Raw genomic sequence first — 13284 nt, forward strand, 5'->3', positions numbered from 1 at the left:
ACACCTGTGGTCACATTGGTCGTTGCACCCGGGGGGTATAGTTTTGCTGACTTCCTCAAGCTCGGTGTGCCGCTCACAATACTGACCGGCTCTGTCGCGGTGATCATCGCTCCAATGCTGTTCCCTTACTAAAGGTTTCAGGCATCCTTTCCTCCCAGAGAGCGAGAGATCAGGAAAACGATACGCAAAGAAATCGCTACAACAAGTAACTCAGCGGTCAGCGTCAAGAGTAGGGTCATGATGCTGACTGCATCAACCGCCGAAATCGTGTAGGGGCTGGCACCAGTTTCAGCTGCGGATATCTGCAAGCCAACTTGAGGGTTGGCCAGCATTGTGACCAGAAGCGCAAAAGCTGCTCCAAACAATGAAACAATTGTCAGAGCAGCGCCGATCGTTCCGACCCAAACGCCGATCCACACGCGACTTTGAAGCCGGGCAGCTGAGGGGTCATCTCCAGTCTCTTTCAGCTTTCGCCCTAAAGACAAATAATGCCAACACCAAAATGTGGTGAAAGCGGGCAGGATCAAACCTAAGAAGGACAGCACGTTGCCCACGCGTGCACCACCTCCGACAACGCCAAGGACAACGCCGCCCAGTACAACGACAATGATCAAAAAAACCAGTTGAACCCAGAAACCGATCTGGCCAAGCTTTACGAGCGCATGTGCGACGCGCCCGGAATTTTCCTCATGCCAATTAGCTGATTCCTCTGCCATATTGCAGTGCTCCCAACCAAAGCCCTATGATTTGAAGAAGGCCGTCTACGCTTTAGCTTGGCCGCCGATCTCTATCTAAAAATCACTGGCCATGCGCAGCGGCGAGCGCTTCGCGAAGTTTGTCTTCTTGTTCCTGCGATAGGGACGTCTGAAGTATCTTCGGGTCGTATTGTTCGATCTCGGCGATCACTTTGTCCGGTGTGGCCTTGGCGACAAGCAGAAACAGAGCCGACGAATTTGGTTGGATGGTCTCGCCCAGTTCTTTGATGAAATCATCATTGATGCCGTAATCGGAAAGGGATCCTCCAAGCGCGCCCATTGCCGCCCCAGCCAAACCGCCCACGGCCATGCCCGCGAGTGGGTTGAGAACAAGAATACCAGCCAACATACCCACTATTGCACCGGTGCTCAGGCCGGTACTGGCGCCAATTCGGGTCATGTTCACTGACTGCTTAATGTGTATGTCTCCCTCTTCGGGCCGCACAACGACACAGGCGTCCAGCAGGTCGATCAATTCCTGTTTTTTGAGCTGTCGTAGTTTTGTCAAAACGGCATCTGCGCTGTCGACACCATCAAATGAAAGAACAACAAGATCAGCCATTGAAGTCTCCTCGGATGATTTGGATTACATCGTAAAAATCGTATTGGAGTGTAAAAGTGGGTAACGCGGGTCCGATGGGACCCGCGTATAACATCATTCGATAACGACCTGACCGGTCACTGCCTGCAACGGCTCAGCCTCTGCTACCTCTGTTGGACCGGCACTTGTCCCAGGCAGAACTTCGAACAGAGGATCGAACTCAACCATGGCTCCAGCGAGTTTGATCAGAACGCTGACGTCACCATCAGCCGTTGCGCGACCGTCGGCCAGCAAGTCCTCAAAATCAGCCGCTCCGGTCATCACAAGTTCCAGATCGGATCGGTTTAAAGTCAGAGTCAGATCTGGCTCATCGAAGGCGAAACCTTCGACATTTGTGAGTGTTGCCTTGGCCAACTCGATCGCAAACATCTCTCCATTGTCGGGGGTGCTTAGGTTCATCGTGAACTCGATGCCTTCGGCCTTGCGGCTATCCATTTTGATCGCAAGGAAATCGAGGAACAGCTCAGTCGACATCGCGCGTATCACCTCTGGGCTGGACGTGTCGGCCGTTTCACCGGTAGGTATGCCAGAACGAAGCTCATAGGCACCCGACAGGAAGCTGTTCCGCAGGCCCGGGTTCTCTTGCTGGTAGCCAAGCTGTTCGTAAACGTCGGCTAATAAATCTTTTACTTCCTGATCTGATGGATCCGACAGGAACAGTTTGTTCAGAATTTCGGACGCTTCGAAATATTGCCCTGCATTGTGCAGTTCCAAACCCTTGGCCATAATTGGATCTTTGCCGCCCATCATCTCGACGTAGAGCGGAGCTGAAGCTTCTGGTTCTAACGGTATCAGGGTCGCTGGGTTGCAATCCCAGAAACCAAGGAACCGCTGAACAACGCCGCGCGAATTGTGCTGAGGTGAGCCGTGATAGCCACGTGTATGCCACGTCTGCTGCAAACCCTGTGACGGCTCATAGTGGTGATGTATCTGGTTAATCGTCACGCCCTGATTGGCCAGATGCAGGGTCTGGTTGTTCATATGGGCATAAAGGTCGCGCTGATCTCTCAGAACCTGCTGCACGCGGTCATTGCCCCAGCGCGGCCAATGGTGCGAAGCGAACATGACGTCTGCCTCTTGCCCGAACAGGAACAGGGCTCGAGAGATGTATTTTGACCATCGAAGGGCATCGCGCACCGGCGCGCCACGCAATGTATAGATGTTGTGCAACGTGGCCGTGACGTTTTCCGCCATCCACAGGGCCTTCATGTCTGGGATGTAAGTATTCATCTCAGACGGCGCTTCAGTGTTGGGTGTGTTCTGGAAGATCATCCGCACGCCATCGACCTCGAATTCTTCGATGTCGTCCTCGACAATCCGGGTTGGCGCGATCAGGCCAGTGGCACCTGCTGAAACGCGCTTGCCGAGACCCTGATTGACGAACCCATGCGGGGCCACGGGCAACAACAGACCATATTGGTAAAATAGCCGTCGGTTCATTGCGTTGCCCGCGAACACGTTTTCGGAAATTGTATGTTCCATGAAATCGCGCGGAGCAATGATTTCGACATTGCCGGAATCGACGTCCTCCTGCGAAACGATGCCGCGAACGCCTGCCCAGTGATCGCCGTGGGAATGTGAATAGATCACCGCCGTAATCGGCAACCCTTCACCTTTGTGTTCCGAGAACAATTCCCACGCGGCTCGCGCCGTTTCAGCCGAAACCAACGGGTCAATGGCGATCCAACCCGTCTTGCCCCGCACGAATGAGATGTCGGACAAATCAAACCCGCGCACCTGATAGATGCCGGGTATTACCTCGTACAGACCATAGTTCTGGTTTAACTTACTGATGCGCATCAATGACGGGTGGATACTGTCGTATTCGTCCTGTTCGTCGATAAAATCAAATGCACCTCGATCCCACGCAACGTTCCCCGCATCCGCCATGATCTGAGGTTCCGGCATCTCGGCAATGAAACCTTTGGCCACTTCGTCAAAGTCCTGAGTGTCAGAGAAGGGCAGTGTTTCTTTCGCTTCGGCCAGGATTTTGAGCGTGTGCTCAGATGGTGCTTTTCCTTTAGGGTGAAAATGGCCCTCTAATGGCGCGGCTGTCGATGTGGTTTGTGCTGCTGCTTCTTCCGACAAAAAAGTAGGACTTACCGCAAAAGCAGCCCCAATTGCAGGAACAGTTTTCATGAAGTCGCGCCGATTAGGTGCCATCGTATTCCCCCGTTTATTTAGCTCTCTGAAAAGCAACAACTCACATCCTAACATTTATATGTAATTGTGCTAAGATTAAGTTTTTTGCGCCCGGCTCTGCTCGCTAAATTTTTGAGTTCCTGAGTATCGTCAACAATAGAGCCGTCTTATGTGAGCACAGCGAAGAAGACGCGGCCTAAAAAAGGTGGATCACAAGTCGGGGGAAACGTGATGGCAGCAACCTGTAATGCCACTCTGTCGAGGCGAGATTTTATCAACCTGGCCGCTGCTGCTTCTCTTTGTTGCATCTCAAGTTGCGCCCCGTTCGACCGCAGTAGTTCGATCGGCGACATAAATTCTGAGCTTGCAGCTGCATTGGAACGGATACCTTCTGATGATGGCTCAGATCTGGTTCAGATTGCCCGGGAGATTGAGGCGAATTCGACACAGATGATCCAGGCGCACGCGGCTTTTATTGAAGAATTCAACCGGTTGTCCGCCAACCGTTCTGTAAAACGTTCCAAGTTGATAGCTGTTTCAGACAGATATGACACCGAACGCCGTTCGCAACGCGATAACCTGCTGGTATTGCAGGGGCAATTGCAGGCGGCAATCCCGGAAGATTACTGGCCGGAAGTTGCTGAAATTCTGTACGAAAAGGCAGACATAGTCGCTTCGGGGACCAGTTTGGAGTTATGATATGCCAGTAATTGCGACGATAACGGCGGTCACTTTCTTGTTGGACGGATTGTCTGATTTAACACCATCGTTTCTGGACCCCAATACGCTGAAACCCGCCTTGGATAAGGCTATTTCGCCCGCGGACAGCGACGTCCGGACCGCGGCTTTGAAAGTTGTGAGCGACTTGGAAGTTGCCGTTGATCGGTTCCGTGCCGCGGTCGAAGGTGCTGCGGATAATGCCATTCTCGGTTCCACGGACAAATCAGAATCGGCATCGTCCACAAGAGCCATTTTTAGTGAACTGGATCGGGAAAGAGATCGAGCGATAAGTGCGGTACTCGACTCACGTGATCAACTCGTTTCGCTTTTGGATCAGGAGACCTGGTCGCGAGTATTCGACGGGTAATGTTCATTGAGAAAGGGGGCAATGTTCATCCTGTCGTCGCTGCAACGCTATCCATAAAGTCGGCGAATTCATTTATTTGGCGCATTGGATGATGATGCATCTCATGAGGCATGCTCAAAGTAATTGCAGACGATGCCGCTACTTTTTGTCTTTTTCCTTCTTTTGGTTATTTGAGGGCGCTCGCCAAAATGAGGCCGCGCCCCAAATCACCAGAACAACCGTAACTATGCCGCCCACAATAAATTCCATATCCAGATGATAGCCACGCGAGCTCGTTGGCGCAACTTTTCAACACCGCGAAATAGACAAGGGGACGTTCAGCCTTCCCTTTCAATTTCGGACAAACCCTCTGCATTGTTCATTTTGGGTCAAGTTTTTAAGGGCGTTGCAAATACCAAAAAAGAACTGCTTCTCAGACCGCTCGCTTGGACGTTCGGGAAGTTCGGGTGTAAGTTTAAGTTGTGCTTCCTAAAGGTAAGGGGAAAGTAGCCGGGCGAAACCGTTGCGCAATTTGGCCAAAAGCGGGAGATCATTGATCTCTTCAAGGCCAATTTCTCGAGCGCCAAGTGCTTTTGAGTCAAGGATGGCATGGAGTTCTTCCGACAGCTCTCGATGATAGCATTCAACATTGAACTCAAAGTTCAATCGAAGGCTTCTGGGATCCCAGTTTGTACTTCCAACAAGAGCCCAAACGTCGTCCACGAGCATGAGTTTCGTGTGATCGAACGGTGGCTTGGTGAAGAAAACCCGGCAACCATGTTCCAAAATTTGCCCGATCTGCCCCATAGCTGCCCACTCGACAACCTTAACGTTGTTGTTGGATGGCAGGTAGATTTCGACCTTGATGCCACGGAGCGCCGCCACTGAAAGCGCTTCTATCAGCCGAGAATCTGGCAGGAAATAAGGGCTGACAATACGCACCCGTTCCCGCGCGGCCGACAGCGCTGCGAAAATGAGTTTGCTGAGCGTCTCGAAATCCTCGTCTGGTCCGTGCGAAATCCCCCGCGACCAGACTGTGCCATGGCGTGTAAGCTCAGGAAACCATGCCGGACCGCTCAACTGCTCACCTGTGGTGAAGGCCCAGTCCGTGACAAACACTTGTTTGAAGTGGCTTACAACCGGCCCCTCGAATTTGAAATGCAGGCATTGTGTCGGCGCCTCGGGATCGAGGTTCAGGCAGTGCGCTTCGCGAATATTTGTTCCACCTGTGAAGCCTATACAGCCATCTACGACAAGGATTTTTCTGTGATTTCGCAGGTTTGAAAAGCGGCGTGAGGAGAACCCGCTTGTAGGAAGAAAACTCGCGGCCTCAATGCCCACCTCTTTCAAACGAGCAACCATGTTTTCCTTGCTGTAGCGCGCGCCAACGCAGTCGATAAGAACGCGCACTACCACGCCGCGATCCTTGGCGCGGACGAGCGCATTCAAGAATTCTTCTCCTGCTCGGTCGCTGTCAAAAATATAGCTCAACAATCCAACCGATAAATTGGCACTATCTATGGCCGCGATCATCTCCGGAAAGGCCTCGTCACCATCTCGTAGGCAATCGACCGTGTTTCCCGGCAAGAGTGACTTTGCGCTAAGAGCTTCCCCGGCACGGGCTAATCCGGCCAAGTGAGGTAGTTGAATATTAGCCTCTTCAAACAACACTCTCTCGCTTTCCGAGAGAGAGAAACTTGGAATTCTGCGCATGGTGTCTGACAGGCCCATCCGTGTGCCAGCCCGGTTGATCCGATTGACGCCCAGTATGATGTACGCCAACGAGCCCACAAACGGCGCAAGCCAAGCAAGCGCTGACCAGCCAATGGCCGCGCGCGTATCGCGCTTTCTCAGAACAGCATGCACAGTGACTCCGAAGGCTAAAGACACCTGCGCAAGCGTGACGAGAAATGCCCACAGGTAGGCGAGGCTCAAAATACGATCCCCCAAATGAAGCTACACCACTTGAAGCCTCACCCTATCTCTTTTGACTAACAAGGGTGCAGAAAGTTTGGTTGTGAAATGCTTGGATCCAGCCGTTCTACCACTGACATCACGCTTGGCGCACCTCATATGCCGTCTCCGAGTCTAACCAACGTCTGCTTGGCTCCATTCTGCGGACCTCGATGAACGGTGCAGCGAAGGTCTGCTTCCCGCCCTACTTACAAAATCACCTCGGTTTTCCCATAACTTGAAAGTCAGAAAAAAGTACTATATTTTCTGACAAGGAGAAAGTCATGATTACTTCATCGATTAGACAACGCATTATCGGAAAAGGCCGGGGCGCAATCTTTGCGCCGCTGGACTTTCTGGATATCGGCTCCCGCGCAAGCGTGGATCAGGCATTGTCGCGTTTGGCGGATCAAGGGGTGATCCGGCGGTTGACGCGTGGGCTTTACGACTATCCAAGAAAGAGCGCCCGTTTAGGACTGTTGTCTCCGTCTGCCGATGACATTGCCAAAGCGATTGCACGTAAGGATAATCAGGTTCTACAGCCCTCCCCTGCCATGGCAGCCAACCAGTTGGGGCTGTCAACCCAGGTGCCATCCAAGCCTATTTATATGACCGACGGCCCGACCCGCACCAAGACAGTTGGTCGACAAGTCATCCAGTTCCGGAATGCATCATCCAAAACGCTAGTTGGTGCGGGCCAGAAAACCGGCACCGTATTTCAAGCGTTGCGTTATGTCGGCAAAAACCGGGTGGATAGCCGTGTTGTCGACACGCTGGCCCGCAATCTGGATAGCAAGGACCGGGCATTGCTCGCAAAACAAAGCAGGTATGTGCCGGCCTGGATGCATCCTGTAGTGCAGCAAATTGTGGCGCGGAACTGATCGTGGACAAGTTTGCCAACGATACTCCAAAGAACCGTGAGGAAGCGTTTCAGGAAACGGCCGCCCAGCTTGGCCTGACCAAAGCAATCGTCGAGAAGGATTTCTGGGTCTGCTGGTCACTAAAACATCTATTCGCCCTGCCCTCTTTTGGTGCTCACTTGATCTTCAAAGGTGGGACATCGCTATCCAAGGCCTACGACATCATCCATCGGTTCTCGGAAGACGTGGATCTGTCCCTCGATCGGGCGCAACTTGGGTTCGAGGGCGAACGTGACCCCGAGCACCCTGCCCTTTCCGGCAAAAAACAAAAGCAACTGTTGCAGGAGCTTCAGGATACGGCCACCAAAGTAGTCGCTGGTCCGCTTCTGAAAGAAATCAAAATCAAGTTTGGCGCCGCGCTGGACCAGGACTTTTCCCTGTCGGTCGATCCTGATGATCAACAAACCCTGCTCTTCGCCTACCCATCCAAGACAAATGCGACCAGCGGTTACATCCAACCTGTGGTGCGGTTCGAATTTGGCGCCCGTGGAGTTCACCTTCCAGCAGAGCCCCGCAGGATTTCACCATATGTGAATCAAGCCTTTCCAGACCTGCTGAGCTCGGGCGACGTTGATGTGAAGGTCTTGGGCGTTGAGCGCACATTTTGGGAAAAAGCAACAATTCTGCATATGCTCTATCATCAGGACGTTACCAAACCTCTGGCTGACCGCATGTCGCGCCATTATTATGATATGGCCCAGTTGATCACACACGAGACCCATCCTCGCGCTATCGAACAGATCGACTTGCTAGATCAGGTTGCACACCATAAGTCTGTCTTCTTCAAAGCGGCCTGGGCCAACTACGAGCATGCCAAGCCCGGATCTTTAAGATTGCTACCAAATCCTGAGCTGAAAGCTGCGCTGCGCCGGGACTATGCCGGGATGCAGGAGATGATAATCGGGGAACCCCCCTTGTTCGATGACATTCTGAATACCATTGGGGTGTTCGAGACGGGCCTCAACGGCTGAAATCAGCCCGTTGTGTGGTCTCAAGACACAGAGTTCGAACATTAGAATCTAGATGGCTAGTCAAGTAAGCGGATCTTTTGAATTCGCCCAAACTCAAGCTGGATCGCTCCGAGCAACGGTTTCAAATGGTGTGACTGAATGTACTGCGCAATGAACTTGCTAGGCGCACGCAATGTGATCGTCTGATCATGCGTTTCAACAAGTTGGAGATCGCGATACCAGCTTTTGAACAACAACGTTTCAGACTCTGATAAGCGTTGGAGCGCCCTGCCCCACGGATCCTGGTGGTCATGCTCCCTTTGTTCAACCGCTACGGGTTTTTCTTGACCAAACTGAACATGTACGATCTTTTCGGTTGGTTTTGGCGCTTGCGTTTCCATACGAGATGAAAAATCAGAACCAACATTTTTCCAAACCGGTTCGCTCAGACGGTAAATTTCCGCATAGTTAAGTCGGTACGCTGCAACGCGTCCTCTAACCCCAGGCCTAAGCTGGAGAAGTATTTTGTAATCCGTCAACCGCTTGATTTCTCGCTTGACGGTTCGAGCATCTACGGACCAGAGACGGGCCATTTCCTTTTGCCCGACCGTCAGTTCATCGACACGCCAGTTATATCGGGCGGTTATCAACGCAATGAGCCGCATCATCGAACATTGAAATCCGGTCGTTCCGCTCAACCCCGCAACAGAGATTGCGGTTAACAGATCGTACTTCTGAGATCCGGCTTGAGTTCCTGTAAATCGTTTTATTTCCATTTTGATACTGCCACTGTGCCTCGAGTGGATCGGCTTCGCTGACCGATTCCATCAATTGGGTTTAGTGTGATGAAATCCCGTAGTTTGTCAACGGACTTCGAAAAGCAGGATGACCAATCCCTTAATCAAAATCAAAAGAAAATTTGGTTAATAGGTTATAGGTGACATTCTGGTGTCACCATAATGGGGGTCAAGTGTCACCCTATATCTGGTAACCCCACTCAATCTGTCACCAAAACATAGCGCGGCTGCAGGGTGGTCTCCCGTTTTTAGTCGAATCAGCGGCAAAAAGCGGAAATTCTATTCTTTACGTTTTGTAGTTTTTTAAAATCGCGTTATTAAGAGACATCCATAGTATAACAAGAGCAGCACAATGCGAGACCACACCGACCTTCAAACGATGAACGAACGAAGCCTGGCCCAACAGGCTGCCGTCCGCCGCGCTACTTTCTCACCCGCGGACGAGAAAGTGCTTCGACCATTTTCGATCTGGGAAATTAGCCAGTTCATGTTTGATGTCCCGGCGGACACTTTGAGAAAAAAGTTGGCTGACGACCCGTCTCTTCCGCAAGGCGCGACAGAAGATGATGGGCGGCAAAGATGGTTTTCTCTGGCCGAGATAAACGAGTTGAGGCGCCGCCTGAGATTTAGAGGTAAAAGCCTTCTGCCCCAAAGGCCAGTGGGTCGGGCAATGAGAGTTGCGGTTTCGAACTTTAAGGGTGGTGTCGGTAAAACTGTGGTCGCTCAGCACTTGGCGAATGCGGCTGCGCTTGATGGTTACCGTGTACTGGTGGTGGACTTCGACCCCCAAGCAACACTCACGCATTCAATGGGTCTGTCTGAAGTTAGAGAGTGGAATACTGTCTGGGGCATTATGTGCCGCGATCTTTGCCGTGAGGCAAACCGGATCGCCGACGAATATGATGATCCGGCGGACTGCCCCTACCCCACCGCTGACGAGTTGCCAGAAGACGTCCAGTCGATTGCCGCACAGCGTGTGCAAGATTTCATTCAAAGGACGTCATGGTCGACAATCGATATCATACCGAGTTGTGCAAACGCAGCCTTCGTTGAGTTTGCTTCGGCTCAGTACAGATCCATTCATAAGGCATGGAGCTTTTTTGGGTGCGTCGCCAGATACCTCGATGAGTTACCAGACGACCAGTACGATTTGATTATTTTCGATTGCCCGCCGGCAATTGGATACCAGTCTTTGAATGCGGCCTTTGCCGCTGACATTCTCTATATTCCCTCTGGCCCAGGATACTGGGAGTATGACAGCACCACGAGTTATCTCGGTCAGCTGGGTGATGCCTTGGAGGATATAACCAATGGGTTCGATCGTATTGCTCAGGACGCCGGCATCACACTTCCAAAGAGGTTCGATGACATAAGAGTTCTCATGACCCGCTTTGAGGCCAGCAATTCTCTGCATGTCGCGATGATGGATGCCTTCAAAAATGTTTTCGGAGCAGACGTCTGTCAAAACCCGATCGAGATGACGCGTGCGGTCGAGCAGTCAGGTAGGTTCCAAATGTCTGTCTACGAGCAGGACTACAGGCAGATGACTCGGGATACTTGGAAAAGGGCGCGTCTGTCTTTTGATAACGCGTATGGCGAGTTTAAGGATGTCGTCCTGCGGGCCTGGGAAGCGCGTACTAAAGTTGAGGAGCGTGTAGAATGAGTGGTAATAAATTCGGCTTCACTCCGATTGATGACAAAGACCTCAAGAAAACCCGCCGCCGCGAAGTAGGCCCGATGGGAGCCGCGGTACGCGAGACAGCAAACAGTTTGAATGAAAGTACTGAAAATCGCGTGGAGCAGCGACGGCAAAATGCCTCGGATGCCAAGGAATATCGTAAAGCTCGTGATGAAGGGCGAGTGCTGGTTGCTGTTGGAATAGATGAAATTCACACTTCTGATCTGCCACGAGATCGTTTGGAATTAACAGCCGTTGCGAGTTCTGACGAGATGGATGAACTCAAGGCGTCAATTCAGGAACGAGGTCAGAAGGAGCCCATAGAGATCTATAAGGGTTCAGATGGTCGCTTCCAGCTCAAGAAGGGTTGGAGACGATTAACTGCTCTTAAGCAACTTTTTGAAGAGACAGGTGATGAGCGCTTCTCCAGCGTTACGGCCCGAGTCGCCGGGTCCCAGAGTGACCGAATTGATCTCTATATCGACATGGTTGAAGAGAACGTTGTTCGGGAGGATCTGACTTTCGCTGAGATGGCACAAGTGGCGATCCTTGCTTCCAAAGACGCAGATTTGGGGGCAGGGGATGCAGAAGCTTTGGTTGGTAGACTGTATTCGGCCCTACATAAGATGAAGCGTTCTTATATTCGAAGTTTTGTCTATCTGCTCAATGAGCTTGAAGGCGCATTGCCGTTTCCAAAGGCTGTCTCCAGAAACCTTGGCGTTGAGGTGGCGCGGAAACTAAGAGCGTCTTCAGATTCTGCTGCTGGATTAAGAGACAAATTGGAGCGCGCTTCGACAGCCAGTCAGCAAAACGAGATGCTTGACGCTTTCTTGGCGGGTCATGAAGCTGAGACAACTAGGGGCATGCCTCGTGAAAAACGCGAGAGCGTAAAATACGAGTTCCACGTAGGGGCTTCCAAAGTCACTGCTCGAAAAGGAGAGTGTAGGATTTTGTCTGGCCAAGACTTTACTTCGATTGATCGGTCCAAACTACAGAGAGCGATTGAAGCATTCGAAGCTGTTTTGAACGAGTAGTAACCCGCGGGTTACTCTTGCTCTGGTTTGATATCTAGAAGGCGGTAACCCACGGGTTACCGCCTTCTTCATTTGGGAACTGTCTATCCCAACAGGTCCGTAGCCGGGTTCTCTGCGATATCGACGTCATCGTAGTACTTCTGCGCCTGGGCCATGGAGCGGTGCAGGGACAATCGCATGGCCGCCTGGATTGGGGCGCCATCTAGTGCGGCTTGTGTCAGGAACCCGGACCGCAGCCCATGCGGCGAGGCGAAGCCCTCCGGTAATCCCGCCAGTTTCAATCGGTGTCTGACGATCTGGTAGATCGCATCCGGGGACAGGCGACGTTTTAGAACCCGATCCGCTTTCGAGATCGGTCGGAAGAGGGGTCCACTTTCGATTTCACCCACTTCGATCCAATGCACCAACGCCTGGGCTGCGCGGGTCTTCAGCACCAGCCTCGGGGTCTCGCCCTTTTGGGTCGTTTTGGTCTCCAGCAGGGACAGCCAGACAACGCCTGATTTGTCGAACTCCTTGCATGACACATCCTCGCGCATCAGCCCGGTGATCTCGGACCGGCGCCGCCCGCCGCTGGCCCAGCCCAGCATCAGGATCGCCCGGTCGCGGCAATCCCGGCGGGAGCCTTGGCAGGTGGCCAGCAACTGCTCGAGAATATCGCGGGTGATCGGGTGCTGCGACTTCGGGGCCGCAGGACGGGCGGCGGCGCGGCGGGCCTTGGCGCGGGCCTGTTTCACCTGGGGTGCGCCGAAGGGGCTGTTCAGGTTCTTCATCCGATGAAACGCCAGCCAGGAGGCGATGCGCCGGTCCAGGGTTGAGGGCGCCGGGCAGGCCAGCGATCTGCGCAGCCCTTGATCTATCAATGCTTCCGCCGTCCGGCGGGCGCGATCGTCTGGTGCCGCGTCGTTCAGATCGCGGGCGTGATCGAGGATGAAGGCCAGCGCGATGTCCTGACGCTCCGGCCACTCAAGCGGCTTCTTGAAGGCCACATTGGCCCACGCCGTGATGTAGAGCAGGTCGCGCTCATAGGCCCGCAGCGTATTGGCCGGCGTGCCGCGCACATAGAGATCGGTCAGCGCCTCCTGATCCGCCTGGGAGAGGGCAGGGAAGGGGCCGGGAAGGTATGGGGCAGGGGGCTTCATGGCAGCCATTCTGCGCGTATTCCCCAGTGAAATCAATCACACCTGATAAGCGATACTTATCAGATATAATAATAGGTTTAGAAAGTAACAAATGTAACGAGCAAAAGGGTGAAATTTTGCGCGCAATACAGATGGAAGCTCTGCTTGGCAACAGAAATCGCGGGCTCTGAAGGGGTTCTGTTGCAAACTTTTGACCATTGGAGCTGGGCAGGTTAGGCGGTGGCTGGCCAACCGTATTCACCAGTTGAA

At 52.7% G+C, this 13284-nt stretch carries 12 protein-coding genes; 6 read left to right on the forward strand and 6 right to left on the reverse strand.

Features of this window, described 5'->3' with window-relative positions; genetic code table 11:
• Positions 1–137: 137 nt before the first annotated feature.
• The 3 genes from AC2FEE_RS24885 to AC2FEE_RS24895 form a co-directional block, all read right to left on the reverse strand.
• Positions 138–716 (reverse strand): DUF3611 family protein, encoded by a 579-nt coding sequence (locus AC2FEE_RS24885; RefSeq protein WP_496868112.1) that lies wholly within the window; start codon positions 714–716, stop codon positions 138–140.
• 82 nt (positions 717–798) lie between these two features.
• Positions 799–1317 (reverse strand): DUF1269 domain-containing protein, encoded by a 519-nt coding sequence (locus tag AC2FEE_RS24890; protein ID WP_170421358.1) that lies wholly within the window; start codon positions 1315–1317, stop codon positions 799–801.
• A gap of 93 nt (positions 1318–1410) precedes the next feature.
• On the reverse strand, positions 1411–3495 hold the full coding sequence (locus tag AC2FEE_RS24895) for an alkyl/aryl-sulfatase (RefSeq protein WP_496868113.1): 2085 nt from the start codon (positions 3493–3495) through the stop codon (positions 1411–1413).
• Between the two features lie 234 nt (positions 3496–3729).
• On the opposite strand from AC2FEE_RS24895, the gene AC2FEE_RS24900 reads away from it, so the two are divergent.
• Complete coding sequence (locus AC2FEE_RS24900; protein ID WP_496868114.1) at positions 3730–4197, forward strand: hypothetical protein; 468 nt, start codon at positions 3730–3732, stop codon at positions 4195–4197.
• Position 4198: 1 nt separating this feature from the next.
• A complete protein-coding gene (locus tag AC2FEE_RS24905; protein WP_496868115.1) occupies positions 4199–4585 on the forward strand; it encodes a hypothetical protein in 387 nt (128 codons plus the stop codon).
• Between the two features lie 468 nt (positions 4586–5053).
• Here the strand turns inward: AC2FEE_RS24905 and AC2FEE_RS24910 are convergent, their stop codons facing one another.
• Positions 5054–6499 (reverse strand): phospholipase D-like domain-containing protein, encoded by a 1446-nt coding sequence (locus AC2FEE_RS24910; RefSeq protein ID WP_496668117.1) that lies wholly within the window; start codon positions 6497–6499, stop codon positions 5054–5056.
• A gap of 302 nt (positions 6500–6801) precedes the next feature.
• Here AC2FEE_RS24910 and AC2FEE_RS24915 point away from each other — a divergent pair, with 302 nt between their 5' ends.
• The gene (locus tag AC2FEE_RS24915; protein ID WP_074739487.1) at positions 6802–7398 is read left to right on the forward strand and encodes a DUF6088 family protein; all 597 of its coding nucleotides are present in this window, start codon (positions 6802–6804) and stop codon (positions 7396–7398) included.
• A gap of 2 nt (positions 7399–7400) precedes the next feature.
• On the forward strand, positions 7401–8408 hold the full coding sequence (locus AC2FEE_RS24920; RefSeq protein WP_496868116.1) for a nucleotidyl transferase AbiEii/AbiGii toxin family protein: 1008 nt from the start codon (positions 7401–7403) through the stop codon (positions 8406–8408).
• Positions 8409–8464: 56 nt separating this feature from the next.
• Here the strand turns inward: AC2FEE_RS24920 and AC2FEE_RS24925 are convergent, their stop codons facing one another.
• Positions 8465–9163, reverse strand: a complete 699-nt coding sequence (locus AC2FEE_RS24925; RefSeq protein WP_496868117.1) for a DnaA N-terminal domain-containing protein — start codon at positions 9161–9163, stop codon at positions 8465–8467.
• Positions 9164–9536: 373 nt separating this feature from the next.
• On the opposite strand from AC2FEE_RS24925, the gene AC2FEE_RS24930 reads away from it, so the two are divergent.
• Together AC2FEE_RS24930 and AC2FEE_RS24935 are read left to right on the forward strand one after the other, a co-directional pair.
• Entirely contained in the window at positions 9537–10847 is a 1311-nt protein-coding gene (locus AC2FEE_RS24930) for an AAA family ATPase (protein WP_496737221.1), read from the forward strand.
• Entirely contained in the window at positions 10844–11896 is a 1053-nt protein-coding gene (locus AC2FEE_RS24935; RefSeq protein WP_496868118.1) for a ParB/RepB/Spo0J family partition protein, read from the forward strand. Before AC2FEE_RS24930 ends, AC2FEE_RS24935 begins: the two co-directional genes overlap by 4 nt.
• 83 nt (positions 11897–11979) lie before the next feature.
• Here AC2FEE_RS24935 and AC2FEE_RS24940 read toward each other — a convergent pair whose 3' ends face one another.
• A complete protein-coding gene (locus AC2FEE_RS24940; RefSeq protein WP_496868119.1) occupies positions 11980–13035 on the reverse strand; it encodes a tyrosine-type recombinase/integrase in 1056 nt (351 codons plus the stop codon).
• Positions 13036–13284: the final 249 nt, after the last annotated feature.

Source organism: Ruegeria sp. YTSC199, assembly GCF_059609725.1.